Genomic DNA, 26,678 nt, shown 5'->3' on the forward strand with positions numbered 1-26,678 from the left:
ATAAACCTCTTGGGAAGCCGCTTAAATGAACAGGCCGAAGACACCGAATATTAGGGTTGAGACTATTGCGATCATCAGACCGACGGCAGACTCATAGGGGATAAGTTTCAAGCGCTCTTTAATATCCATGTGCACGGCACCGCCTGTCGCATGGAAGAAGCTGCCATGCGGCATGTGGTCAAGTACTGTGGCACCTGCATGGATCATAGCTGCGCCGGCTAGGGCAGGTACACCCAACTCAAGGATAGTGTGGCTGAACACGCTGGAAGCAACAGCAGTACCGGCTGTTGTTGATGCGGTGGCCAGGGCCATCATTGAGCCTGAGATTGGCGCTAGCAGGTAAGATGGCAGGCCAGATGCGGTGAGTACATCAATCAACCCGTCTTTGAGGCCAGAGTTGGCAATGATGCCAGCGAGGGTACCTGTACCTAACAGCATGACTGCCACAGGCGCCATACGGCTCAGGCCCGATACCGCAAAGTGGTTGGCATCGCGGAAGCGACCCATCACCACAGCACCGACTAGGCCACCCAGAGGAAGGGCAATTAGTGGATCGACATTGATCCCGGCAATCGGGCGAAGGGCCAGCAGTGCAATAGCTATTAGCGGGGCCACAATGGCGGCGCCGAAGCTTGGCAGACGGCTGTGATCAACAGCCACAACTTCGTGGGCTTCTACCTTGCTGCCTTTGTTAACCAGTTTCTTGGCAATGAAGTAGGCCAGGATCATTCCGCACAGGCCCGGGATCACACCGGCAGCCATGACGGATGTCAGCGGGACGTTGAAGGCATCGGAGGCGGCAATAGCATTTGGGTTGGGAGACATCACGTTACCTGCTTTACCCCCACCGATCATTGCCAGCAAAATGGCCATTTTTGATAGATCGGCACGGCGGGCAATAGCCAGGGCAATTGGTGCAACGGTGATGACAGCGACGTCAACGAAGACACCGACGGCAGTCAGGATCATGGTCGCGATAGCCAGCGCCAGCAAGGCACGGGTCTCACCGACTTTTTTGACTATGGTCTCAGCGATGGAAGTGGCCGCACCGGATTCAATCAATACCCCGGCCAACACGCCTGCGGCAAGGATACGTAGCACCGCGGTAACAATGCCCTGGGCACCGCCAATCATTAGGCTGACGGTGTCGGTAAGTGATACACCACCGACGATCCCCCCGACTAGGGCACCGATGATCATGCCGTAAGCGGGCGGGACTTTTTTCAATATTAGCGATATTGCGACGACCAGCGCAGCCAGTGCCCCTAGGGTTGATACTTCTACCATCATTCAAATCATTTAAAGTAATACGATGGCGGAAAATGTACTCAGTAATGGCTAAAGAAGCTTTGGGCGAGGTGACAAATTATTATCACTCAACAACTTATTTTTTGTGCATTTGCACAATTTATAAGTTTTCAGGTTGATTGATCACTGCAAGATACAGCCGGGTTTTATCACTTATATTACTGATTTTTAATGATGTTTCCTGTTCTATCTTTTCCAGGCGGTAACGCAGGGTATTGCGGTGAATATGTAAGGCTTCGCAGGTTTGAGCTAAATCACAATTTTGAACAAAAAATACCTTGAGGGTTTTTAGCAATATGCCACGAGGGTCATTTTGTTTCAGCTTTTGTAATGGCTGGCAGAGCTGCTCATAGCGCCAGCTGTCATTTTTGACTGCGCTGAGTAGCACCGGCAGGATATGGTCCTGGTAGAACATCACTTCGTTCTTTCCGGTTGAATGGCCGGAATGGCTTTCCTGTGTTGCTTTTGCTGTCATATAGGATTTTGACAGGCCCTGCAGGGTGGGGAAGTAATCGCCCAGTGCGATATGGACCGTAAAGCTGCCTTCCTTGGCGATCCGCCGAAGCAGTTTGTTTATGCGTTTTTGCTCCAGCGATTTTGACCAGCCATCGGCCTCTAGTGAGATAGGTTTGAGTACCACCACCTCATTCATCGAGACGGAGGCGATGCCGACCAGGTTGTCACGCTCGGGATATTCAAGCAGGTGAACTAGGTGCTGGAGGTGTTCAAGCGATAAGTTTTCCCCTTGCTTAGGGAATACTTTAACAATCGCAGCGATACGTGGTTGGGACAGATCCAGGTTGAGCCGTTCAGCAATAGAAAGCAGCTGGCTTTCATTGAGTTCAGAGCCCTGGATCAGCTGCAAGACCAGCTCCTCCCGGTGACGTTTGTTCCATTGCACCTGGGCGATCTGTTCAACAATTAGCTCGGCGGTCATTTTGACCAGTTCACCATAGTGACGGACCTGATCGGGTTCCCCGGAGATGCCGACGATACCAATAGTCTGGGCCTGAAACACGATCGGTAGGTTGATACCGGGTTTTACCCCTTTTAGCTGCAGGGCCGTGGCGGAGTCAATCTCGACAACCCGGTTATCGTTAAGTGCCAGGATAGCCCCTTCGTGGCGCTGGTTAAGGCGGGCCGGATCGCCTGAGCCAATGATCCTGCCATGCTCATCCATCACATTGACGGAATAGCTGATGATTTTCATGGCCCGTTCGACAATCTGCCGGGCGATAGTGGCATTTAGTTGCATTCTGGTTCCAGATCCTGAAAATGTGCGGACTTTGTTACGATAGGCACAGGACAATACCTGTAAACCGGCCAATGTGAAGGTGCCTCGTGACGTCACTATTATTGTATCAAGCTTATCAAGATGCTGGATACGGAATGCAGATGATTGAGGATAGCTATGGACTACGAATTTAAGAAAAATACCCTGGACGGTAGCTATCACGCGATATTTTCAATGGGCCATGAAGCGCTGGGCCGTTGGCTGATCGAGGAAGTGGGCAAAGATTTTGACAAGATTGATACCATTTTGGCTCAAATTGGTGCGTTAAAAAACAGCACCCGGGAATGGCGGCTGATGGGTGAGGATCTTACCTTGAGCCTGGAGGATAACGAAGCCTTGGTTCAGGCTAACTACCTGTTTTCTGAAGACGATACCGAGCTCGATGAAGACATGAATTTCTACGATGACGAATGTATGTCGCTGTGTGGTTTTGAAGATCTTGAGCAGATGTTGCATGCCTGGCGTGCATTTGTGACCCGTTTTTAACCCGATCCTCGCAATTAACTAAAACTTGCTTCTTTTCAGTGAAAGGGCTGCACCATAAAGGTGCGGCCCTTTTTCGTTTTTTTACCGAAAAAACATAAGCTACTGAATTATAAGAGTATAAAAAGTTGGCATAAAGCTTGTTTGTTAATCAACTGTAATCGGGAAGGAATTTTAAAGGTAAGGAGCAGTCGATGAAATTGATAAATGCAATCATAAAACCATTCAAGTTGGATGATGTTCGTGAAGCGCTGGCAGATGTTGGTGTCGAAGGTATGACGGTATCTGAGGTTAAGGGATTTGGCCGCCAGAAAGGTCATACCGAGCTGTACCGTGGCGCGGAATACCAGGTGGATTTTCTACCCAAAGTGAAGCTGGAAATTGCAACTCAGGCTGACAACTTGGATGCCATTGTGGATGCCATTTCAAAAGCGGCCCAAACCGGCAAAATTGGTGACGGTAAGATTTTTGTCTACGACCTTGATCATGCCGTGCGGATCCGTACCGGTGAAACAGATTTAGAAGCCTTATAAGAATTGGATGAGTAGGGGATGATGACCATGGAACTATCAACAACGGTAACAGAGCTGCGCTACGCACTCGATACATTCTTTTTCTTGATGTCAGGGGCATTGGTGATGTGGATGGCGGCAGGCTTTGCCATGCTCGAAGCGGGCCTCGTTCGTTCAAAGAATACCACTGAGATTTTAACTAAAAACATTTGCCTGTATGCCATCGCCTGTACCATGTATTTGGTGGTGGGCTACAACATTATGTACGTCGACAACGGTGAGGGTGGCTGGCTACCATCGATTGGTACTTTGATTGGTTCGCAGGCGGAAGGTGCTGATCACTCGCTGGAATCTGACTTCTTCTTCCAGGTGGTGTTTGTTGCAACGGCGATGTCGGTGGTATCAGGTGCAGTGGCAGAGCGCATGAAGTTATGGTCGTTCCTCATTTTCTCAGTCATTTTGACGGCCTTTATCTACCCAATGGAAGGTTACTGGACCTGGGGTGGCGGCTTCCTGTCAGAAGCAGGATTCAGCGACTTTGCAGGCTCAGGTATCGTCCACATGGCAGGTGCAGCAGCAGCGTTGGCAGGTGTGCTACTACTGGGTGCCCGTAAAGGCAAATACGGTAAGAACGGTTCAATCAACCCGATCCCTGGTTCAAACATGCCATTGGCAACCCTGGGTACCTTTATCCTTTGGTTCGGCTGGTTCGGTTTCAACGGCGGTTCTCAGCTGATGGTGTCAGACTTTGAAAATGCTACTGCAGTAGGCCAGATTTTCCTCAATACTAACGCCGCCGCCGCAGCTGGTGCGATTGCAGCGTTGGCAGTGTGTAAAACAACCTGGGGTAAAGCGGATTTGACCATGGTGCTCAATGGTGCACTGGCAGGCTTGGTGGCGATTACAGCTGATCCGTTATCTCCGTCACCAATGGCAGCTGTGGTTATCGGTGTCGTAGCGGGTGCGCTGGTTGTCTTTAGCATTATCGGCCTGGATAAAATCAAAATTGATGATCCGGTTGGTGCAATCTCGGTACACGGTGTGTGTGGTTTCTTTGGCCTGATGGTTGTTCCGTTTAGCAATGGTGATGCAACATTTGGTGCTCAGCTACTCGGTGCAGCAGTTATCTTTGGCTGGGTATTTGCGACAAGCTTTGCGGTTTGGGCGGTATTGAAAGCCACGATGGGCATCCGTGTAACAGAAGAAGAAGAGATGGCAGGGATGGATTTACACGACTGTGGTATTGATGCTTACCCTGAGTTTGTTAGCGTTAAATAACCTTAGTGGTTGATTTTTGGTGTGAAGAAACGATTAAGAAACTTGTAACATATATTTAGATCACACCTTTGAAAAAACGCTGCTTTTTGGCAGCGTTTTTCATTTTTTATTGTTTTTGCGCATTGTTTTACTGCGATGCTACAGTATAATTGATCGAGATTGATAAACGTTATCATTACATTTTGCATTAAGGATGAATTAATGAAAAAGCTGTTGGCATCGGCGATTCTGTTGGGTTTAGCTGCACCTCAGGTAGCAACTGCTGCTGAAGAAGTGAATGTATATTCTTACCGCCAGCCTTTCTTGGTTGAGCCTATGTTTAACGAATTTACACAAGAAACCGGCATTAAGGTTAATGTGAAGTTTGCGAAAAAAGGCCTGGCAGAGAAGCTTCAGCAGGAAGGCGAATACAGCCCAGCTGACATGATTCTGACAACGGATATCAGCCGCCTGGTTGAACTGGCAAACAAAGACTTGGTTCAGCCTGTCGATAGTAAAGTTATTGAGACAAATGTCCCTTCTCAGTTCCGCGATACTGAAGATGAGTGGTTTGCGCTAACACTGCGTTCTCGTAACGTATATTCTTCTCGCGATCGTGCTGGCCGCCTGTCTGCTGATTTTGATTATGCCGATCTGGCCAAACCTGAGTGGAAAGGTAAGATTTGTACTCGCTCTGGTAAGCATCCATACAATATTTCCCTGGTTTCTTCAATGATTGCTAACCACGGTGAAGCAGAAACGAAAGAGTGGCTGGAAGGCGTGAAAGCCAACCTGGCTCGTAAGCCTCAGGGTAACGATCGTGCGCAAGTTAAAGCGGTGAAAGAAGGCCTGTGTGATCTGGCTATCGGTAACAGCTACTACCTAGGCAAGATGGTTAATGACGAGAAGCAGAAAGCATGGGCTGACTCGGTATTCATTAACTTCCCGGGCCAGAAAGCGGACGGTACACACGTTAACGTCAGCGGCATGGCAATGGCCAAGTATGCGCCTAACAAAGACAACGCGCAGAAGCTGATGGAATTCCTGACTGGCGATAAAGCACAGCAGATGTATGCAGAAGTGAACTATGAGTATCCGGTTAAGGAAGGCGTGAAGCGCTCTGAGCTGGTGGCATCGTGGGGTGACTTCAAGGCTGATGATGTGTCGCTTGAAAAAGTGGCAGACTACCACAGCACAGCAATCAAACTGCTAGATGAAGTGAAGTTTGATCTGTAAGTTGTTACAAAAAATGGGGCTAAATGCCCCATTTTTGCTTAAGTCTTAGTATCTTTTCCAATAACTTATGGTAGCTTCACTGTCCTGCTTAAACGTAGGGTTATTTGCACGGTTTTTGTTTCAACATAAGGCTGTGCCGATGCCATGAATGTATTGCAAAAGGTACTAAGTAGTAAGCAATGAAAGAAAAATATATGTTTTGGCGGACCAGCGGCTGGGGATTATCCCTACTGCTGGTTTTGCCTATTCTGGCAATTTTTTATACCGCAATGGGCGAGTCGGATGACGTCTTTTCCCATTTGATGGGTACAGTCATGACCACCTATACCAGCAATACGTTCTGGCTGGTATTGGGTACGTTGCTGCTGGCTCTGCTTTTTGGCTTGCCTGCTGCCTGGGTGATGGCGATGTGTCGGATCCCCGGTGAAAAAGTACTGCAATGGGCGCTAGTCCTTCCTCTCGCCATGCCTGGCTATATCATTGGCTACATCTATACTGACTGGTTCGACTATGCAGGCCCAATCCAAATATTTTTGCGCGATGTGTTTGGCTGGCAAAGTGTCCATGACTATTGGTTCCCGGATATTCGCTCATTGGGCGGCGCAAGCCTGGTTTTGGCATTAGTGCTTTATCCCTATATCTATCTTCTGGCCCGGGCTGCCTTTATGGAGCAGAGCGTCAGCCTGCTTCAATCCGCCCGTTTGCTGCGTTGCTCTCCGTGGGACAGTTTCCGCCGCATCTCACTACCCCTGGCGCGCCCGTCAATTGCTGTTGGCTTGTCGTTAGTCGCCATGGAAACCTTGGGTGACTTTGGTACGGTTAGCTATTTTGCGGTGAATACGCTTACCACGGCGGTTTACGATACCTGGCTGGGTTACTCCAACCTTAATGCGGCAGCGAAAATCTCGGCTATTATGTTGATGGTGATTTTCCTGCTGATCAGCGCCGAGCGTTTCAGCCGCCGCAAGCAGAAGTTGTTTCAGCAAGAATTTGAGCACGGTGATGATGTCCGCTACACCCTGACAGGCATGAAGAAATGGCTGGCTTTAATTTGGTGCTGGGGGCTAGTGGGTTTTGCTTTTGTGATGCCGCTGCTGCAGCTGGGGTATTATGCCTGGCATTATTTTGCCCAGAGCTGGACCTCTGAGTTCCAGCAATACAGCATCAACAGTTTACTGGTGTCGATTGCTGCCGCAGTATTTGCCGTAATAGTGGCGCTCATTGTTAACTTTTACCGCCGCTTAGACGGTAGTAAGTCAACTGTGGTACCTATCCGTATCTCATCGCTGGGCTATGCAGTACCGGGCACGGTATTGGCCATTGGGGTGATGATCCCATTAACCAGCGCCGATCACTTGCTCAATGATTTTGCCATCCGCTTTGGGCTTGGCCGTCCAGGGTTAGTTTTCTCCGGTACCATGATTGCAATAATTTTTGCGTTTGTGGTTCGCTTTGCGGCTGTGGCGATAGGCAGCATCGAAAGCAGCCTGGCCAAGGTGCCACCATCGCTTGATATGGCATCAAAAACCATGGGCTACGCCTCGACCCAAATGTTACGACGGGTACACCTTCCCTTGATCCGCCGGGGCTGTTTGATCGCTGGCCTGCTGGTATTTATCGAGTCGATGAAAGAGCTCAATGCCGCTTTGTTGCTACGGCCATTTAATTTTGAAACGCTGGCAACCTATGTATTTAACTTCGCGTCTGATGAGCAGCTGGAACTAGCCGCCTTGCCGGCGATTTTATTGGTCTTTGTTGGCCTGATCCCTTTGGTGATGGTTAACCGTTCTTTGGAGCAGAAACACTGATGAGTCATGCATTATCCGTTCATAACCTGACATGTAAGTACAATGGCCAGGCGGTATTACAGAACCTCTCTCTGCCAGTCAAAGATAATGAAATCGTCTGTCTATTGGGGGCGAGTGGCTGTGGTAAAACCACCTTGCTAAAAGCCATTGCAGGCCTGCTTCCGCTTGAAAGCGGTAATATCCATATCAATGGCCGTATTATTGCCGATGAGCATACCTGGTTACCGCCGGAGAAACGTAATATTGGGATGATCTTCCAAGATTACGCATTGTTTCCCCATCTGACGGTTGCTGAGAATATTGCGTTTGGCTTACACGATTGGGATAAGCCTCGCATCACAGCCAAAGTTCAGGAAATGCTGGAGCTGGTGCATCTTACCGGCCTGGACGAGCGATATCCGCACCAGCTGTCTGGTGGCCAGCAGCAACGGGTTGCGATAGCCCGGGCCCTTGCCTGTGAGCCTGACTTAATTTTGCTGGATGAGCCTTTTTCCAATATTGATACCCAGGTCCGCCATGGTTTGATCAAAGAGATCCGCCGGATTTTCAAGGAGAAGGGCGTGACGGCTATTTTTGTCACTCACAGCCGTGAAGAGGCGTTTGCTTTCGCCGATCGTTTAGCGGTAATGAACCATGGGGTGATTGAACAGTTCGGCTGTGCAACGGATCTGTATTATCGCCCGAGCAGCCGCTTTGTGGCCGAATTCCTTGGCTCGGGGTCTTACCTGCCAGCAACAGTTAAAAATGACAACCTGCTGTTTACCCCGTTTGGTGAGATCGACATGAAGGCCGATAAGCCATATGGCCAGGAAACCAGTGTTGAGTGGCTCCTCCGTCCTCAAAATCTGAAAGTAAGGCCAGCCCAGGATGGGCAGGGAGTGATCACCGAGCAGTTATTTATGGGGGATAGTTGCCGTTATACCGTGGATTTTCAGGGCCATACCCTAGTGGTTAACTCACACTTGATCTTGCAGGCTGGTGATCGTGTCAAGGTGGAAATAGAGCCTCATGATCCCGTGGTATTTGCTACCGCCTGTTAAGGCTATAAGGTTATGAACAAGGCCGGCATAATGCTGGCCTTGTTGATCTTAAATTGTTGCCGGGCTTATTTTGACAATAGAGCTGAGATGTACGCTGCAGCCTGCTCACGCATCTTATCCTGATCCGGGTTGATGTTGGCCTGTAAATAGAGGACATAGCAGATCCCGTGCAGCTGCCAGGCAAGCTCGTCGGGAGACTGCTTGGCATCCAGTTCCTGGTTCTCTATCCCCTGGGCAAACATTTTTTCGAGGCGCTTGTGGCTTTGCTTATTGTCGTCGATAAACTGGGGCCAGATTTCATCCCGTACTGAAGTGCTCCACTCAAACCACACTTTCAGCCAGTCCTGTTGTTCAATGACGGCATCAATTAGGTTATGTGTAATGCAGGTTAACCGTGGATATAATGGCTTAGTTTGGTTCCCTAGGCACTCAGTCAGCAGTATACTAAAGCGGTTTTCAACCTGTGAAAGTACCTGTTCTACGAGGGCTTCCCGGGTTGGGAAGTAGTTGAACACCGTTGCCACTGATACATTGGCCATTTCGGCAATATCGGCATGGCCTGCCCGGCCGATTCCGCGCCTGGCAAAAACCTCTAAGGCAAAATCAAGCAGCTGTTGTTTTCTTTTTTCAGGTGAAAGGCGTGTTCTGGTTTTCTTAACGATCGTATCCATTTCGCTTATTCCCTAGCCATAATTATTTGTATGAGTTATATGTTTGTTTTACATGATAACTCTACAATAGCAACCAGGTGCATTCAAACAGCTTTTGCTCAAGTTGTGTCATATCATTGACAGCTTCGATAAAATAACTATTGTCCTGAAGGAATGTTAGAATAGAGCTCCGTTGTGATAGTTAGCCTGCGGGCGGCTGGTGCAGTCGTCCTGATGGAGAAAAAGATGAAGCATACAGTTGAAGTAATGATTTCTGAGCAAGATGTTCAGGCGCGTGTAAAAGAGCTAGGACAGCAAATTACTGAATGTTACAAGGGTTCTGAAGACCTTGTAATGGTTGGCTTACTACGTGGCTCTTTCGTGTTCATGGCCGATTTAGCACGTGCGATTGAGCTTCCTCATGAAGTCGACTTCATGACTGCATCAAGTTATGGCAATACCATGGAAAGTAATCGTGATGTCCGTATCCTGAAAGATCTGGATGACGATATCAAAGGGAAAGATGTCCTGCTGGTGGAAGATATTATCGATACCGGTAACACCCTGAACAAAGTTTGCGAGATTTTGTCGCTACGCGAACCTAACTCAATTCGCATCTGTACGTTGCTTGATAAGCCTGAGCGCCGTGAAGTTGCTGTTGATGTTGAGTGGGTAGGCTTTGAAATTCCCGATGAGTTTGTTGTTGGTGTGGGCATTGATTACGCCCAGAAATACCGTCACCTGCCATTCATTGGCAAGGTGATCCCGCAGGAAGACTAACTTTCCGGTTAGCTTGCTACCAGGGTAGCCATGATAGTAAAAAGCGACCACCTAGGTCGCTTTTTTCATTGGGTATTATACCAATCTAAATAAATGGTATTACCTGAGTTAGGCTTTGTCTGGGGACGGGAGGATCGCAGCTATCGCTGACTGGTGGGCTTCTTCCAGGCTTTCGCGGCTGGTGGCCGCAACCCCCAGATCCCTCAGCACACCGTCCCCGATCCCATAGACCCAGCCATGGATTTTGATCTGCTGGCCTCGCTCCCATGCCTGCTGCATGATGGTTGAGTTGCCCAGGTTGTAAACCTGCGTGGCAACATTGAGTTCACACAGCTTGTCGCTCCACTCTTCACGCGGTAGCACGCTTAGCTCCGGACGGTATTTTAGGTAGAGATCGCGGATGTGCAGTAGCCAGTTGTTGATCAGGCCCAGCTGCGGGTTATCAATCGCTGCAGTGACACCACCACAGCCATAGTGGCCACAGACGATAATGTGCCTAACTTTGAGAACGTCTACAGCATATTGTACGACGGAGAGGCAATTTAAATCGGTATGGATAACTTGGTTCGCCACGTTTCGGTGTACGAACAACTCTCCCGAGTCGAGCCCGGTCAGGCGTTCGGCGGGTACCCGGCTGTCGGCACAGCCAATCCATAGGTATTCTGGGCGCTGAGCTTCAGCAAGGTGAGAGAAAAATTCGGGCTTTTCTTCCTTAATATTCTCTGACCAAGAGAGATTATTTGCGAATAGCTGCTTTATATCTGCCATGATGATGCCTTTATTTGATACATTCGTTATCCCGGTTGGTATAACCAATTCACATAAGTATCAGCCCGTGAGGACAGAGGCTGATAGTTATGTAAACCGGCTCCACTATACACAAGCTGGCTAGTTAGCAAATCGGATTAGTTGTCCGGTTGATGAAAATTTCTAACATAAAGATCGCATTTTATGAACGCATTGGAAATAAAAAATGTAAGTAAAAATTACAAGGGTGGCGTTAAGGCATTGAAAAATATGAGCCTTTGCGTCAGTCAAGGTGATTTCTTTGCTTTGCTCGGACCTAATGGTGCAGGTAAATCTACCACTATTGGAATCATAAGTTCGTTAGTTAACAAGACGTCTGGTTCGGTAAACGTCTTTGGCTATGACTTGGATTCCCAGCTAGTTGAAGCCAAAAATCAGCTAGGACTGGTGCCGCAGGAATTTAATTTCAACCAGTTTGAGACGGTGGAGCAGATCGTCGTGAACCAGGCCGGTTACTACGGCGTCGAGAAGCCCTTGGCCAAGGAGCGGGCGAAGAAATACCTTACCCAGCTAGACTTGTGGCAAAAACGCCATGAGCGCGCACGTAACCTGTCTGGCGGGATGAAACGCCGGCTGATGATTGCCCGTGCCCTGATGCATGAGCCGAAACTGCTGATCCTCGATGAGCCAACAGCAGGTGTCGATATCGAGCTGCGCCGCTCGATGTGGGAATTCCTGCGAGAGATCAACAGCCAGGGCGTTACGATCATTTTGACGACTCATTATTTGGAAGAAGCCGAAATGCTGTGCCGCAATATCGGCATCATTAACCATGGTGTATTGATAGAAAATACCAGCATGAAAGAGCTACTTGGCAAGCTGGAGGTAGAGACCTTTATTCTTGATATCAAGCTCAACGGCAACAGGCCTGAGCTAGAAGGGGTTAAGTGGAAGATGCCGGACAACCACACACTGGAAATTGATATTCCGAAAGGAACCGGGCTCAATACGGTATTTCACCAGCTAACCAGCCAGGGGGTGGAGGTTCTTTCAATGCGAAATAAAGCCAACCGCCTGGAAGAGCTGTTTGTTACTTTGGTCGCTGCAGAGAAAAGGGAGCAGGCATGAGACATCAATTTTGGGTTGCCTTCAAAAGCCTGATCAGCAAAGAAGTGAATCGCTTTGCCCGCATTTGGGTACAGACCCTGGTTCCGCCTGCGATCACCATGACTCTGTATTTCATTATTTTTGGTAGCCTGATCGGCAGCCGGATCGGTGAAATGGGCGGTTTTACCTATATGGAATATATCGTGCCGGGCCTGATCATGATGTCGGTGATCACTAACTCCTATTCCAATGTCGCTTCTTCATTTTTCAGTGCCAAGCTCCAGCATAATATTGAAGAGCTGCTGGTTGCACCGGTGCCGAGTTATATTATTATTGCTGGCTATGTCGGTGGTGGCGTGCTGCGGGGGCTGGCGGTCGGCTTTATTGTCTCGGTGGTCTCATTATTGTTTGTTGATCTGAATATCGCTCATCTTGGAGTACTCATTGCCACTGTGACGATGACCTCGATAGTATTTGCCCTCGGCGGGCTGATCAATGCGGTCTATGCAAAGACGTTTGATGATATCAGCATTATTCCAACGTTCGTTCTGACACCGATGACATACCTCGGTGGGGTCTTCTATTCACTGAGCCTGCTGCCTGAGTTCTGGCAGGGGGTGTCCAAGCTTAATCCGATTGTGTATATGGTCAATGCCTTCCGATATGGTTTCCTCGGGGTATCAGATGTTGGGATCGGAACGTCTTTTGCGGTACTCGGACTCTTTATTACCGCACTATACGGTTTTGTTTATTACCTGATTTCCCGTGGTATCGGCTTGCGTTCGTAGTTCGCAGCGCGTCCACAACGTGTTCGCAGCGCGTTCACAACGTGTTCGCAGCGCGTTCATAGTGTGTTCGCAACGCGTCCGCAAGGCTGTTATACCTATGATTAAAAGCCCGGCCATTAGTGTCGGGCTTTTCTTTAAGCAAATAAAAAGGCCATGTACCGCGAGGGTACATGGCCTTGTTGTTTGTGCTCTGGTCTTTATTCTGAGGCTTGAGGTGGCGTCAGATCGACAACCTGGTTATCGATCAGGCGGGCTTTGCCCAAGAAGGCTGACATCAGGATCACGGCCTGCTGGGTTTCTTCACCGATCAGCTGGAGGCTGACAGCATCGCGGATATAAATTTCATCCGGTTGCAGGCCTGCGGCACGCAGTTGATCGCTAGCATCGACAACGATTTCGGCATAGTCGGTCCGGCCACCGCGCATCTGGCTGCTGATCCAGCGCATGGTGCGCGCCAGGACAGGGGCACGCTGGCGTTCATCTACAGTCAGGTAGCCATTGCGCGAGCTCATCGCCAGGCCATCCATTTCACGCACCGTTGTGACACCGATGATTTCGATGTCCATTGCCATATCAATAACCATCTGGCGGATCAGGGCAAGTTGCTGGTAATCTTTCTCGCCAAAGCAGGCGACATCAGGCTGGACAATATTAAATAGCTTGGTGACAACCGTCGAAACGCCGCGGAAATGGCTAGGGCGTAGCGCACCTTCCAGCATGGTCGATAAGCCTGGTACATCAACAGAGGTCTGGCGATCCAGGCCTTGTGGGTACATAACCTCTGGCGTCGGTGTAAAGACGAGATCGACGGCTTCGCCATTTAGCTTAGCAAGATCATCTTCCAGTGTACGTGGGTAGTTGGTCAGATCATCGGCTTTGTCAAACTGCATCGGGTTGACAAAGATACTAACCACAACGACATCAGCGTGTTCACGGGCTTTACGAACCAGTGTAAGGTGGCCTTCATGCAAGTTGCCCATAGTTGGAACAAAAGCGATACGGCGGCCTTCACGGCGCCATAGTCGGACTTGCTCGCGGATCGGGGCAATCTCAGCGAATGTTTGCATTATTATTCCTTACTCAAAGGTATGCTCTGGGCCAGGGAATACTCCGGCCTCGACATCTTCTAGGTATTGGGTGACTGCCGTGCGCATTTCGCCAGTTTCAGCCAGGTAGTTCTTGGAGAAACGTGGCATGTAGTTGGCAGAGATCCCGAACATGTCATGCATGACCAGGATCTGGCCATCGGTGACATTACCGGCACCAATACCAATCACCGGCACTTCTACGGCTTTGGTAATACGTTCGGCCAGGCTAGCGGGTACACATTCCAGCAAAATGATCTGGGCACCTGCATTTTTCAACAGGATAGCATCTTTCACCATCTGCTCTGCGTGGTCAGAGTCACGCCCCTGAACTTTATAGCCACCAAAAATGTTTACTGATTGCGGGGTTAGCCCCAGATGGGCACAAACCGGAACAGCACGCTCTGTCAGCTTGGAGACGGTCTCGGCCAGCCAGGCTCCGCCTTCCAGCTTCACCATATTGGCTCCGGCACGCATTAGCTCGGCAGCGCTCTCACAAGCTTGTTCTGGCGTACCGTAGCTCATAAATGGCATATCGGCCATCAACAGGGCATTCGGGCTACCTGCGCGGACACAGCGGGTGTGGTAGGCAATATCCTGAACGCTGACAGGCAAGGTATCAGGTTTACCCTGCAGTACCATCCCCAGCGAGTCGCCAACCAGTAAAACAGGGACTTCCTGCTGCTCAAACAACTGAGCAAAGCTTGCATCATAAGCAGTTACGGATGCAAATTTGCGACCTTCCTGCTTCCATTTCATCAGGTCGTTGATTGTTATTTTTTTCATAATCTTTCCCTCTCCCTAAAACAATGCCTTATGAGTGCCAGATGGCCAGGCCATTGCGATCTACCTGGGTTAGCAGCGTTTGCAGTGCTGTTTGATCAGGTAGGATTAAATCAGGGGCAATTTCTGCCAGTGGATAAAGTACAAACTCACGGACTTTCATTCCATAATGCGGAATGGTCAGTCGTTCACAGTCATATACCCGATCACCGTACAGGATGATATCTAAGTCCAGTGTCCTTGGCCCCCAGCGTTCGGCTTTACGTACCCGGCCATGTTCTAACTCGATGGCTTGGGTCTGATCCAGTAATGCAAGCGGGGACAGCGAGGTATCAATAGCGACAACCGCATTGATGTAATCGGGTTGATCCTGCGGCCCCATTGGGGTGCTGCTGTACAGTGACGATTCGGCCACCACCTGGATTTCAGGTATCTGCTTCAGCGCGGCAATGGCATTGCGGGCCTGGGCGACAGGATCACCCAGGTTGCTGCCAATAGCGATATAAGCTCGGATCATGATGATGATTTCGCTTGTGGCTTCTTGCGACGCTGTGGACGGCGACGGCGTGGACGACGCTGGCCATCTCCCTCATTGATCAGCTGTACCATCTTGCCGCGCTTGTTGCGGTCAGCGGACTGGAATTCATTCCACCAGCCTGCCAGTTCGGCAATGTCTTCACTTTCGAAGTTGCCACGCATCTCAAGAAAATCATATGCAGCCCGGAATTTCGGGTGCTCCAGCATTTTGAAGGCGCGCTTACCGCTGCGGCGGCTAAAGCGGACCTGTTGCTGCCAGATATCGCGCACCGTAGTGGTAAAGCGGCGCGGGATCGCGATCGATTTTACCTGCTCGTCGAGGATATCATTCGATGCCACCATAAAAGCATCGTAGTATGACAGGCCACTGGTAATTGAGATCTCTTCGGCCCGGGTAACCATTGGGTACCACAGCATCGCGGCATACATAAACGCCGGATTTACGCGTTTTTCATCTACGATACGCTTATCTGTTGCCGCCAGAATATGCTCAATCATCAGCTCTGTCTGGCTGCTGTGATCTTCGGTAAAGTGCTCAGATAGTAGCGGGAACAGTTGTTGGAATAGGTTGTACTCGCGCATCAGCTTGTATGTTGCCAGCCCGTCGCCAGACTGTAGCAATTTCAGGCTTTCTTCAAATAGGCGAGCTGACGGAATATCCTGCAGCAAGTTAGCAAGCTGGTGGATTGGAGCAGCTGTCGAGCTTTCGATCTCCATGTCGAGCTTGGCGGCAAAACGTACAGCACGTAGCATCCGTACCGGATCCTCGCGGTAGCGGGTTTCCGGATCACCAATCAGGCGAATAATGCGGTTTTCCAGATCATGGACACCGTCGGCATAGTCGCTGACGGTAAAGTCTTTGATGCTGTAGTACAGCGCATTGATCGTGAAGTCACGGCGCTCGGCATCTTCATCGATAGTGCCATATACATTATCGCGCAGCAGCATGCCTTCTTGGTTTTGTGAGGCAATTTGCTGCTTATTTTGAACACTTGGCTTGGCATCAGCATGGTGGCCACGGAAGGTCGCCACTTCGATAACATCGCGGCCAAACAGAATGTGTGCCAGGCGGAAGCGACGGCCGATCAGGCGGCAGTTACGAAATAGCTTCTTGATTTCTTCCGGCGTTGCATTGGTCGCGATATCAAAATCTTTTGGCTGTTTGTTTAGTAACAGATCGCGTACACCACCACCTACCAGGTAGGCGTCAAAACCGGCCTTATTGAGACGATAAAGTACCTTCAGCGCATTTTCGCTGATATCTTTACGGGAAATACCGTGCTCTTGGCGTTGAAAAATTTGCAAGGTTAGGTCCTCGGTAGCGAGAGTACTACTGTCGCGATTCAATACCTTACGGCAAAAGCTGGCTACTCGATTAAAGATAATACACCTCATATACGTGGATCGGGTTCAACAAACAGCCGCATATCATATATCACGGCAAGCCATTTTAGAATGCTAGTGTGATAGCTGTCGAGTGTGGCAGCCTGTCAACCTGCCATTGCATGCTGCCCCAGCGAAGGATATCTTCCAGGCTGGAGGCCGCTAAATCGGCTGGCGGGTTCATCCCGAGAAAAGCCATTGCCTTAATTAAAGCAGGCTTGGGGTTGGCCTTGTCGATAGCGGGTGCATGGTTCTGCTTCGATAGCTTATAACCATTTTCGGTCACTGCTAACGGTAGATGCAGGTAGCTGACTTCCGGCTCTTTTAGTAGGCGGTAAAGGCCAATTTGTCGCCCGGTTGGCTCAATCAGGTCGGCACCGCGAACGACTTCGGTGATGCCTTGCTCGATATCATCCAACACCACGGCGAGGTTATAGGCATATAGCCCGTCCCGGCGATGAATAATGAAATCCTCCCCGGCCAATGGCTGGGGGATCTCAATGCGGCCATGCAGCACATCATCAAAATGGGTGACGGGCGTATTAACTTTAAGTCGCACAGCGCAGTTATTGGCACTCTGGTTCTGTTCGCGGCAGGTTCCTGGGTAAAAACCACCGGTAAGTTTGATTTGTTTACGGGTACATTGGCAATAGTAGGCGTCGCGGCTTTGCAGCCAGGCATTAATCTGGGCCTGATAGGCACCATGGCGCTGACTTTGGTACATAACAGTACCATCCCAGGTCAGCCCATAAGCTTCCAGTGTACGTAGGATATCATCCGCAGCGCCGGGCATTTCCCGTGGCGGGTCAAGATCTTCCATACGTACCAGCCAAGATCCTTGATGTGATTTGGCTTGCAGGTAGCTGCCTAGGGCTGCGACAAGGGAGCCAAAGTGCAAAGGGCCCGATGGTGATGGGGCAAAACGGCCGATATAGTGTTTTTTTGTACTCATAAACAAATCATAAAAAATGAAAAAGGGAGCTGCAGCTCCCCCTTAAAACAGTTACAGAATGATACCGAGGTATTAGCCTGCCATCTGCTTTTCTTTGATTTCTGCAAGCGTTTTACAGTCGATACATAGTTCAGCTGTAGGGCGAGCTTCAAGGCGGCGAATACCAATTTCGATACCGCAAGAGTCACAGAAACCAAAGTCGTCGTCTTCAATGCGCTGAAGCGTTTTTTCAATCTTCTTGATCAGCTTGCGCTCACGGTCACGGTTACGAAGCTCAAGGCTGAACTCTTCTTCCTGTGCCGCGCGATCGACTGGATCCGGGAAGTTTGCTGCTTCATCCTGCATGTGGTTAACAGTGCGATCAACTTCTTCACGAAGCTGGTTGCGCCAGGCGTCAAGAATTTTGCGGAAGTGCTCTAGCTGAGCTTCACCCATGTATTCTTCGCCGGCTTTTTCCTGATACGGCTCAACCCCAGCAATAGCCAGGATGCCTAGCGATTTTTTAACGTTGCTCTCTGGCATATAGCATCTCCTAATATACCTAATAACCGTCACTGGTTAATTTTGGGCGGTATCTATAGCAGAAAGGGTAATGTGTGGCAATTGCTGCATATATTCAATTTTATACCAATGTGAAGAAAGCATCATTTTTCACTGGCATTGATGGAATTTTATACAGCTGTTTAAATAGAGTTCATTCTGATCCAATACCGCTTTGTAACAGATGATCTCAACGCCAGCCTGTTCTGCCTGTTGAATTAATTTGTGGTAGTCCGGGTCTATATGGTGTGCCGCGGCTACGTTTTCAATCCCTGAATGCAAAATAGCGAAAAAAAGTACAGCCCTATCACCGTTTTTCGCTACGTCCATCAGTTCCCGTAGATGCTTTTGGCCCCGGGTAGTGACTGCGTCGGGGAAAAAGCCCTGCCCATTTTCTAAAAGGGTAACGCTCTTCACTTCAATATAGCACGGTGGTTTGTCATCGGCTGTTAATAGGATATCTATCCTGCTGTTTTCACAACCATACTTCACTTCGGTACGGAGTGATGAATAGCCTTGCAGTTCTGTGATGACATTCCTGTTTATTGCCTCTTCGACCAAGCGGTTAGCCCGTGCGGTATTGACACAAATCCAGTGTCCGCTTTTTGTGTGAGATAGCTCCCAGCTATTGGGGTACTTGCGTTTCGGGTTATCGGATGTGGAATACCAAACCGTACTACCGGGCTCGGCACAGCCTGTCATTGCGCCGGTATTGGCACAGTGAATGGTTTTTACTTTGCCACTGGGTAGTTCAATATCAGTGAGAAAGCGTTTGTAGCGTTTGATTAATGTAGCAGCCTGTAACGGCGGGTCAAATTTCATTCGGGATCCTGGTTGTTTGGCACTGCCTGGGAGAGCGGCCATTGTTTAAGGCACCGGTAGCGGACACCTGAACCTTGGGCGGTATTGATTGGTTCTGAAATATACAGGCCAAAGTGCTCAAAATGAAAGGTGAAATTAACATTTTCCGGTAGCGACTCGGGCCGCTGGCGGACATGTTTTTTCAGGGTCATGTGAGGGGTGTAGCTGCGCTCTTCCTGGGCCAGCCCGGCCTGTTCTGCGTTTTGTTTCAGGCTAGCAGCCAGTTGTTCTAGCGGGGCGGGTATGCTGTCACAACCGAGCCAGATTAGCCTGCTGCGCTTTCGGTATTTCAAGACTGAGGCATGGAGGGTAAATGCGGGTAGGGCAATTTCGTCTGTTAAAGCGATAAGGTGTTCTTTTTGCGGCTTGCTGACAAGTCCGAGAAATGCCAGTGTCAGGTGAAGGTTACTATCTGCTACCGGGCGTCCGTCGCCCGGTAGCACCTGTATGAACTGGCCTAGCTGGCGAAAGGTGTGTTGGTTTGCCGGGGTGTCTAGCGCCAGGGCAAAGAAAAGGCGTTCTTGTCTACTATCGTTCATGGTAATTCGACCTGGTTGAAGGCCATGTTAAACAGCGATCGGTTTGCTTCGCACGGATTGGCCTGATAATTGTTCAGTTTGGCAAATAACTTTCTTGTACAATAGTTTTCAGCTTAGTTTGAATATGACACAAGGTTTTCACATTGTCACAGCTGCCTATCGATGCCGTTTTAACTCCGCTGCTTGAGCAGCTTAAGTCTTGCTCCCAGCTTATATTGAAAGCGCCACCCGGTGCCGGTAAGTCAACCCGGCTGCCGCTGGCGATATTACGCGAGGGCGGACTTGACGGGCGGATCGTGATGTTGGAGCCACGCCGGCTGGCGGCGCGCAATATCGCCAGTTATCTGGCCTCGCAGCTGGGGGAGAGTGTCGGGCAGACTGTTGGCCTGAGGATACGTGGTGAGACCCGGGTGAGTGCAGCAACCCGGTTGGAGATTGTGACTGAAGGGGTAATGACCCGGATGTTGCAGCAAGATCCTGAGCTTGAGGGGATCGAGCTGCTGATTTTTGATGAATTCCATGAACGTAGCATTCATGCCGATACCTCGCTGGCACTGGCGCTGGAGGTGCAGGAGGCACTGCGGGACGATTTGAAGCTGCTGGTGATGTCCGCCACACTCGATGCCGGGGCATTGACCTCATTGCTTCCCGAGGCGGGTTACATTGAATCCGAAGGCCGTTGCTTTCCGGTTGAGCACCGCTACAAAACAGTGGCAGATAGCCAGAAGATGGTTGACAGTGCTGCGAGGGAAGTGATTCAGCTACTTAATGATGAGCAGGGTTCGATATTGGTCTTTTTGCCGGGGGCGGGGGAGATCAAGCGGCTGGCGGTACTTCTTGAAGAGAAGGTTGGCAGTGAGGTGCTGGTTTGTCCGCTCTATGGGCAGCTCACTACCGGCCAGCAGCAACAAGCGATCACCCCACCGCCCAAAGGCAAGCGAAAAGTGGTGCTGGCAACCAATATTGCCGAGACCAGCCTGACGATAGAAGGGATCCGGATGGTTGTTGACTGCGGGCTGGAGCGCATTGCGTTATGGGATCCTAAAACCGGGATCAGTCGACTAGAGCTGGTACGTATTGCCCGCTCTTCTGCCGAGCAGCGTGCCGGACGTGCCGGGCGTCTTGAACCGGGGATCTGTCTGCGTTTATACAGTGAAGAGCTGCTGGTTAGGCAGCCTGCGACCCCACAGCCAGAGATCTTGCGGGCCGATCTGACGGCTTTGGCAATGGAGCTGGCGCAGTGGGGCTGTATTGATGCCGGCGAGCTACGCTGGCTCGATATACCGCCAGCAAAGGCTCTGGACCAGTCACGCCGCTTGCTGCAGAGCTTGGGGGCGATGGATGCACGTTATCAGCTCACTGACAATGGCAAGCGGATCCAACAGCTCGGTGCCGACCCTCGCCATGCCGCAATATTGCTGATGGCTCAGCAGAAAGATAAAGCCGCCATGATAACGGCTGCGATGCTGGTAGCATTGCTGGAAGAGCCGCCGCGCGGTATGAACAACCCGGATTTATATTTTCAGCTTAGCTTGCTCGAAGACGGTAAGCTGCCTCGCAGCAGGCAGTACATACAACGGACCAAACAGCACCTGACCAAACTAACGAATACGATACCGGGGGGATTAAAGGCCTCAGCCGAGTGGGTTGCCCCTTTGATGGCGGCTGGCTTTCCGGACCGGATTGCACTGTCACGTGGCAGGGACGGGCGCTACCAGTTGGCAAACGGCCAGGGGGCGATGTTGCTGCCCGATGAGCCAATGGCGAGTGAAGCAATGCTGGTCGTTGCTGATGTGGTAAAGACCCGCCAGGGTGACAGTCGGATATTTTCGGCCATAGCTGCCGATCTCAAACTGTTGCAGGAATACCTGCCACAGCTGTTTGTTGAGCGGGAATGGCTGGACTGGGATGACAAAAAAGGCCGTTTGAGTGCCGAGAGACACTTGTGCTGCGGCCAGCTGATCTTGCAGTGCAGTGCGATGGCTGAGCCGGATCCGGCCAAGGCCAGCGAAGCGCTGTTGAACGCGATTGTGCGTAAGGGGCTTGGCGTACTGCCATGGAGCAGTCGCTCAGAGAGTCTATTGGTTCGGGCTCGCTGTGCGGCACAATGGTTACCTGAGCTTAATTTACCGGCCATGGATGAAGCTAGCTTGCTGGCTGAAGCGGAACAGTGGCTACTGCCGTTTATGACGGGTATGAAAACGCTCAAGGCGATTGATAAATTAGACCTGGTTGCGGCCTTGGAAGCCCGGCTAGGCTGGGAGAAGGCACAGGCATTGGGATCAGCATTGCCAACCCATTACCAGGTACCAACCGGATCGCGCTATCCGATCCGTTATCAGCTGGGCCATAAACCGGTGCTGGCTGTCCGGATGCAGGAGATGTTCGGAGAAAAAACATCGCCTCAGATTGCCAACGGTAAAGTTGCAGTGGTACTGGAATTATTGTCTCCGGCGCAGAGGCCGCTGCAGATCACCCAGGACCTTGCCGCTTTCTGGCAAGGATCTTACCGGGATGTGCAGAAAGAAATGAAAGGGCGCTACCCTAAGCATGTTTGGCCAGATGATCCGGCGAGCCATGCGCCAACAAGAAAAACCAAGAAATATATGTAATAGAATCGTTGGCCGCAGTGAATGAGACGGCGGCTGGCAGAAGCCTTTTGATGCCTGCAGTTAGGACTGTATCGAATGCAGGGATTGGATTTCGGGAATGAAGAATAGCATGAAGATGATGTTGCCAATTCGCCTTTTAGCCCCAGCGCCGAAGAAGCCGGGAGCCAAAAAGCCTGCAACCACCCGACGTAAGACCACCGCAAAAGCGCCGGCCAAGAAAACTGCGGCCAAACCTCGCCGAAGCAGGAAAAAGCCGGCCAAGAAAAAGCACTCAAAACTACCAGGGTGGCTGAAATGGCTGGTTGGTTTTGGTATCAAAGTCGGCATCGCGGTGGTGGCAGTGTTACTGGTGGTCGGGATTTATCTTGATAATGTGGTGCGGGATAAATTTGACGGCCAGTTGTGGAACTTGCCAGCTGTCGTTTATGGCCGGGTGCTGAATCTACAGCCGGATCAGGCGGTGACCCTGGAGGAAGTCCGCAGAGAGCTAGATCTTCTGCAGTACCACAAGGTTAAAACCCCCCAGCGAATCGGTGAATATTCATCATCTTCAACACGTATTGAGCTGATCCGTCGGCCTTTTGAGTTCGAGGATGGCCATGAGGGCCAGCGTCATGTCATGCTGACATTTGCTGGCGGTACGTTGAGCAAGATCCATGAAGTTGGTAGCAAGCGCCAGATGGGTTATTTACGTATTGAGCCGAAAATGCTCGGTATGCTGGGCACCAATGAAGGCGAGCAGCGGATTTTCCTGCCTCGGGAACGCTTCCCGGAGGTACTGGTAGATGCCTTGCTAGTCACCGAGGATCGGGACTTCTATTACCACGACGGCGTGTCTCCGCTGGCCATTGTACGTGCCTTGTTTGTTAACCTGAAAGCTGGCCGGACGGTACAGGGGGGCAGTACCCTGACCCAGCAGCTGGCAAAGAATATTTTCCTGTCCCGCGATCGCACGTTGTTGCGAAAACTGAGTGAAGCCTATATCGCCCTGATCATAGATTATCGCTACAGCAAGGATCGGATCCTCGAAGCGTACCTCAATGAAATCTACCTTGGCCAGAACGGAGGCAAAGAGGTTCATGGTTTTGCTTTGGGAGCACGACTGTATTTTGGCCGCCCGCTGCAGGAGCTGCGTATTGATCAGCAGGCCCTGCTGGTGGGGTTGGCAAAAGGCCCGTCCTATTACAATCCATGGCGTAACCCTGAGCGGGCACGCCAGCGCAGGGATCTGATTTTACGCTTAATGATGGATAACGGGATTTTGGATGGTGCGCAGTATGAGCAGGCCGCCTCCCGTTCGCTGGATGTGCAGAGCAGGCCAATGATCGCCAGTCGCCAGCCGGCATATTTCCAGCAACTGCAGCGTGAACTCAAGCAGAAAGTCGGGGATAACTTCACGCCGGGTATTGGCCTGAGAGTGTTCAGTACTTTAGATCCGCTATCGCAGCAGGAAGCTGAAAAAGCGGTTATGGCAATGGTGCCTAAGCTGAATAAGAAAGCGGGTGTTGAGGTCGAGACGGCCATCGTCGCTGTTGACCGCCAGAGCGGGGAAGTCCGCGCGATGGTTGGAGGCAGCCGGCCGGGTTACGCGGGATTCAACCGGGCACTAGATGGCAGCCGACAGATTGGCTCATTGGTGAAGCCTGCAGTTTATCTGGCAGCCCTTCGCAAGCCTGAACAATATACATTGGCAACCACGATTGATGACAAGCCGATTGTGCTCAAGGGCAGTCGGGGAACCGCCTGGAAACCGAGGAACTATGACCGTAAGTTCCGGGGCGAGGTACCCTTGTATTATGCGCTGGCGAAATCGCTGAATGTACCGACTGTGAATCTGGGGCTGCAAGTCGGGTTGGGGCCTGTTATCGATACGATGGTACAGCTGGGTGTTGATCGGAATGAGATCCCAAAACTACCGTCGATTTTATTAGGTGCGTTTACCCTGACGCCGTTTGAAGTGACCCAGATGTACCAGACGGTGACCAGTGGTGGCCGCAAGGCGGATCTAACGGCACTGCGTGCGGTGGTTGATCAACAGGGCAGTATGCTATACCAGAACTACCCTAAAGCGGCCCAGGCCGTGCCTGCGCAAGCAGCCTGGCTGACAACCTATGGGATGAAAAATGTGGTTAGCCAAGGTACCGCGCGCTTCCTTCAGCCTAAATTTGGTTGGGCAGCGCTTGCCGGAAAAACGGGTACGACCGATAAAGCCCGCGATAGCTGGTATGTCGGTGCGGACGGGCGGGAAGTGGTAACTGTCTGGATCGGCCGGGATGATAACAAGCCGGTTCACCTGACGGGCTCAGCTGGTGCCCTGCGTTTGTATAGTGATTATCTTCAGCGCCGTCACCCTGAACCCTTGCGGCTGACGTGGCCGAAGAAGCTGACTACGATGAAATACAATAGGCTGTCTAATGGCACCTTGAGCCAGGATTGTGGTGGCCAGCAGTCATTGCCTGTGTGGGATAACAACGGTTCGCTGAAATCACAGTGTAGCGGTAATCAACCTGCTGGTTGGATCAAGGATATGTTTAGCCTGTAAGCCAAATAGAGCTTACCTGGATAACAGTTGCTCAGCCCGGCTGAGCAACTGTGAGTTATACCAATCAGCATAAGTATTTGCTCATTCTTGCTGGTTAAAATCACCTATTACTGCGTTATAATTTTTGTAATTAGGGCCACTAGTTACAAAAATCCTGCCTTGTCTTAGGTGATTTTTCCTGCGCAATTATCTGAACTCTTACTTATCCCGATTGGTATTAGTCGTTGGGATCGAAGTAATAAGAGATCCGGACCCGGGGGTTGAGGTAGGTATAAACTTTCTCCGGTAACTTACCCGGTGCGATGGCTTGCTCTATCCGCAGGTTACTTTCCTCGAGGTCAAGGATTGGCGCTTCATTGGAAGGAACCGACGGATCATAGAGCAAGACATTCGGAAACAGCAGGCTTTCCGAGTTCACCGAAATCACTAGCCCAAGCTGCTGGTTAGAGAGCTGTACGACACTACCCGGCGGATAGACTCCCATCAGGCGGATCAGCAATCCCATAAAGTCACTGTTGTATTGTGCCTTCTTATTTTTGAACAGATAAGACAGGGCGCTATAAGGTATCCGGGCCTTGGCTGATTCCTGAGGATGGCACAGGTTGTCATAAGCATTGACGACCGCGACAAGTTGCGCTTTTAAGTCAATTTTTTCGGCCGTGAGCTGTTTGGGGTAACCACTACCGTCCAACAGCTCGTGGTGTTGGCTAAGAATGGGCTTGGCAGCCTGTGGGAAGTCCTCTGCAAGGTTAGCCAGTTCCAGGCTGTACCTAGTATGCAGTTTTAAGTAATTATCTTCAGGCTCTGTTAGAGGCGTTGTTTTACGGGTAATCGCCGTTGGGACTTTTAGTTTTCCCATATCGTGAAACAAGGCACCCAGCGCGATTGCTTTTATGTCACTGGCAGGCATACCGCTGGATTTAGCCAGCATCATGGACATGATCGCCACATTCAGCGAGTGAAAGTAAATATCTTCAGAGTCTTTGGCATCATTCATCAGATGAAGTGCCACGTTGTCGCTTTCCATTAGCGCATCAACCATCTCTTCGACCAGGCTTTCCGCTTCTTTGATTGCTGTGACTGGGCGGCTTTTAATCTTGCCAACGATGGAACGAAGCTGCGACATAGAGCGATTAAAATTTTTCTCGCAACGCTGCAACTTGCGTTTGTAGTTCTTCAGGCGTGTGATACGGCACTGTTTTTCCTGCCAGAGTTTTTCTGCCTGTTTATCCAGAAACTGACTTTCATCTTCGCTGAGTACTTCAACGGGTGTTTCCGGGTCGAGCGGCTTAGTGTCACTTTTTTCTGGGATCAGGTAGACAAACCTTACCCCGAGGTTTTTGATTAGGCGAATTTGTTGGTGATCTTTGATTTTGAAATGGTTCAGTAGAAAAGGGTGATCAGTCCATTGCAACGGCAGCTTAATATATAAACCTTCGGTTAAGCGCTCTACTGAGAGTTTTATACTTGCCATTATATTTAGCGCAACCTGTTATTTTATTTGATTTTTACACCAATAGGGTCCGTTCCTTGATTGCAGTTTGCGAGCGTCAGTTTTAACTGGGTGAATCACAGGTATGAATATTGGAGCACTGAGATTCAATGAGACTGGTGGCATTCTGCTTATTACTGTTATTGTAAACTATAACTGCGCAGCTACCCAATATGATACGAAGTGTGTATTGAAGAGATACAGACGAAAAAAAACCTCATCAAATGATGAGGTTTCAAAAAGTGGTGCCGACTACCGGAGTCGAACTGGTGACCTACTGATTACAAGTCAGTTGCTCTACCTACTGAGCTAAGTCGGCACTAGTGCAGTTAATCTCTTACG

At 50.3% G+C, this 26,678-nt stretch carries 24 protein-coding genes and 1 tRNA gene; 11 read left to right on the forward strand and 14 right to left on the reverse strand.

Going from position 1 to position 26,678, the window contains the following annotated elements:
- Positions 1 to 21: 21 nt before the first annotated feature.
- A complete protein-coding gene (locus AC51G0_RS02225) occupies positions 22 to 1,287 on the reverse strand; it encodes a GntP family permease (RefSeq protein WP_496301847.1) in 1,266 nt (421 codons plus the stop codon).
- A 121-nt stretch (positions 1,288 to 1,408) separates the two neighbouring features.
- Entirely contained in the window at positions 1,409 to 2,563 is a 1,155-nt protein-coding gene (locus AC51G0_RS02230; RefSeq protein ID WP_496300506.1) for a sugar diacid recognition domain-containing protein, read from the reverse strand.
- 156 nt (positions 2,564 to 2,719) lie between these two features.
- Here AC51G0_RS02230 and AC51G0_RS02235 point away from each other — a divergent pair, with 156 nt between their 5' ends.
- The 6 genes from AC51G0_RS02235 to AC51G0_RS02260 all read left to right on the forward strand — a co-directional run bounded on the left by AC51G0_RS02235 (position 2,720) and on the right by AC51G0_RS02260 (position 8,938).
- Positions 2,720 to 3,088, forward strand: coding sequence for a YacL family protein (locus AC51G0_RS02235; protein WP_496300507.1), 369 nt, complete (start codon positions 2,720 to 2,722; stop codon positions 3,086 to 3,088).
- A 191-nt stretch (positions 3,089 to 3,279) separates the two neighbouring features.
- The gene (locus tag AC51G0_RS02240; RefSeq protein WP_036832809.1) at positions 3,280 to 3,618 is read left to right on the forward strand and encodes a P-II family nitrogen regulator; all 339 of its coding nucleotides are present in this window, start codon (positions 3,280 to 3,282) and stop codon (positions 3,616 to 3,618) included.
- Positions 3,619 to 3,645: 27 nt separating this feature from the next.
- Positions 3,646 to 4,875: an ammonium transporter gene (locus AC51G0_RS02245; RefSeq protein ID WP_496300508.1), complete on the forward strand. Its 1,230-nt coding sequence runs from the start codon at positions 3,646 to 3,648 to the stop codon at positions 4,873 to 4,875.
- A gap of 201 nt (positions 4,876 to 5,076) precedes the next feature.
- Positions 5,077 to 6,090, forward strand: a complete 1,014-nt coding sequence (locus AC51G0_RS02250; protein ID WP_496300509.1) for a Fe(3+) ABC transporter substrate-binding protein — start codon at positions 5,077 to 5,079, stop codon at positions 6,088 to 6,090.
- Positions 6,091 to 6,269: 179 nt separating this feature from the next.
- Complete coding sequence (locus AC51G0_RS02255; RefSeq protein WP_496300510.1) at positions 6,270 to 7,898, forward strand: ABC transporter permease; 1,629 nt, start codon at positions 6,270 to 6,272, stop codon at positions 7,896 to 7,898.
- Entirely contained in the window at positions 7,898 to 8,938 is a 1,041-nt protein-coding gene (locus AC51G0_RS02260; protein WP_496300511.1) for an ABC transporter ATP-binding protein, read from the forward strand. The genes AC51G0_RS02255 and AC51G0_RS02260 overlap by 1 nt, the downstream gene beginning before the upstream one ends.
- A gap of 65 nt (positions 8,939 to 9,003) precedes the next feature.
- On the opposite strand, the gene AC51G0_RS02265 is transcribed toward AC51G0_RS02260, so the two are convergent.
- Complete coding sequence (locus AC51G0_RS02265) at positions 9,004 to 9,609, reverse strand: TetR/AcrR family transcriptional regulator (RefSeq protein ID WP_496300512.1); 606 nt, start codon at positions 9,607 to 9,609, stop codon at positions 9,004 to 9,006.
- A gap of 225 nt (positions 9,610 to 9,834) precedes the next feature.
- Between AC51G0_RS02265 and hpt the strand changes: the two genes are divergently transcribed.
- A complete protein-coding gene (gene hpt / locus AC51G0_RS02270; protein ID WP_496300513.1) occupies positions 9,835 to 10,368 on the forward strand; it encodes a hypoxanthine phosphoribosyltransferase in 534 nt (177 codons plus the stop codon).
- Between the two features lie 108 nt (positions 10,369 to 10,476).
- Here hpt and can read toward each other — a convergent pair whose 3' ends face one another.
- On the reverse strand, positions 10,477 to 11,136 hold the full coding sequence (gene can / locus AC51G0_RS02275; protein WP_496300514.1) for a carbonate dehydratase: 660 nt from the start codon (positions 11,134 to 11,136) through the stop codon (positions 10,477 to 10,479).
- A gap of 183 nt (positions 11,137 to 11,319) precedes the next feature.
- Here can and AC51G0_RS02280 point away from each other — a divergent pair, with 183 nt between their 5' ends.
- Positions 11,320 to 12,243, forward strand: a complete 924-nt coding sequence (locus AC51G0_RS02280; RefSeq protein ID WP_496300515.1) for an ABC transporter ATP-binding protein — start codon at positions 11,320 to 11,322, stop codon at positions 12,241 to 12,243.
- Positions 12,240 to 13,010 carry an ABC transporter permease gene (locus tag AC51G0_RS02285; protein ID WP_496300516.1) on the forward strand — a complete coding sequence of 257 codons (771 nt, stop codon included), beginning with the start codon at positions 12,240 to 12,242 and terminating at the stop codon, positions 13,008 to 13,010. The genes AC51G0_RS02280 and AC51G0_RS02285 overlap by 4 nt, the downstream gene beginning before the upstream one ends.
- A gap of 197 nt (positions 13,011 to 13,207) precedes the next feature.
- Here AC51G0_RS02285 and panC read toward each other — a convergent pair whose 3' ends face one another.
- The 8 genes from panC to thpR all read right to left on the reverse strand — a co-directional run bounded on the left by panC (position 13,208) and on the right by thpR (position 19,690).
- On the reverse strand, positions 13,208 to 14,077 hold the full coding sequence (panC, locus tag AC51G0_RS02290) for a pantoate--beta-alanine ligase (RefSeq protein WP_496300517.1): 870 nt from the start codon (positions 14,075 to 14,077) through the stop codon (positions 13,208 to 13,210).
- Positions 14,078 to 14,086: 9 nt separating this feature from the next.
- The gene (panB, locus tag AC51G0_RS02295; protein WP_496300518.1) at positions 14,087 to 14,881 is read right to left on the reverse strand and encodes a 3-methyl-2-oxobutanoate hydroxymethyltransferase; all 795 of its coding nucleotides are present in this window, start codon (positions 14,879 to 14,881) and stop codon (positions 14,087 to 14,089) included.
- Positions 14,882 to 14,909: 28 nt separating this feature from the next.
- Entirely contained in the window at positions 14,910 to 15,395 is a 486-nt protein-coding gene (folK, locus tag AC51G0_RS02300; protein ID WP_496300519.1) for a 2-amino-4-hydroxy-6-hydroxymethyldihydropteridine diphosphokinase, read from the reverse strand.
- Complete coding sequence (pcnB, locus tag AC51G0_RS02305; RefSeq protein WP_496301848.1) at positions 15,392 to 16,762, reverse strand: polynucleotide adenylyltransferase PcnB; 1,371 nt, start codon at positions 16,760 to 16,762, stop codon at positions 15,392 to 15,394. Before pcnB ends, folK begins: the two co-directional genes overlap by 4 nt.
- A gap of 103 nt (positions 16,763 to 16,865) precedes the next feature.
- Positions 16,866 to 17,750: a tRNA glutamyl-Q(34) synthetase GluQRS gene (gene gluQRS, locus AC51G0_RS02310; RefSeq protein WP_496300520.1), complete on the reverse strand. Its 885-nt coding sequence runs from the start codon at positions 17,748 to 17,750 to the stop codon at positions 16,866 to 16,868.
- Between the two features lie 72 nt (positions 17,751 to 17,822).
- Complete coding sequence (dksA, locus tag AC51G0_RS02315; protein WP_075762320.1) at positions 17,823 to 18,272, reverse strand: RNA polymerase-binding protein DksA; 450 nt, start codon at positions 18,270 to 18,272, stop codon at positions 17,823 to 17,825.
- Positions 18,273 to 18,401: 129 nt separating this feature from the next.
- Complete coding sequence (gene sfsA, locus AC51G0_RS02320; protein WP_496300521.1) at positions 18,402 to 19,112, reverse strand: DNA/RNA nuclease SfsA; 711 nt, start codon at positions 19,110 to 19,112, stop codon at positions 18,402 to 18,404.
- A complete protein-coding gene (gene thpR, locus AC51G0_RS02325; RefSeq protein ID WP_496300522.1) occupies positions 19,109 to 19,690 on the reverse strand; it encodes an RNA 2',3'-cyclic phosphodiesterase in 582 nt (193 codons plus the stop codon). The genes sfsA and thpR overlap by 4 nt, the downstream gene beginning before the upstream one ends.
- A 143-nt stretch (positions 19,691 to 19,833) precedes the next feature.
- On the opposite strand from thpR, the gene hrpB reads away from it, so the two are divergent.
- Entirely contained in the window at positions 19,834 to 22,302 is a 2,469-nt protein-coding gene (gene hrpB / locus AC51G0_RS02330; protein WP_496300523.1) for an ATP-dependent helicase HrpB, read from the forward strand.
- A gap of 97 nt (positions 22,303 to 22,399) precedes the next feature.
- Positions 22,400 to 24,844: a penicillin-binding protein 1B gene (gene mrcB / locus AC51G0_RS02335; protein WP_496300524.1), complete on the forward strand. Its 2,445-nt coding sequence runs from the start codon at positions 22,400 to 22,402 to the stop codon at positions 24,842 to 24,844.
- Positions 24,845 to 25,061: 217 nt separating this feature from the next.
- Here the strand turns inward: mrcB and AC51G0_RS02340 are convergent, their stop codons facing one another.
- Positions 25,062 to 26,318 (reverse strand): cyclic di-GMP phosphodiesterase, encoded by a 1,257-nt coding sequence (locus AC51G0_RS02340; protein ID WP_496300525.1) that lies wholly within the window; start codon positions 26,316 to 26,318, stop codon positions 25,062 to 25,064.
- 261 nt (positions 26,319 to 26,579) lie between these two features.
- Positions 26,580 to 26,655: transfer RNA gene (locus tag AC51G0_RS02345), tRNA-Thr, on the reverse strand.
- Positions 26,656 to 26,678: the final 23 nt, after the last annotated feature.

The sequence above is a fragment of the Photobacterium sp. HL06 genome (genome assembly GCF_059552575.1).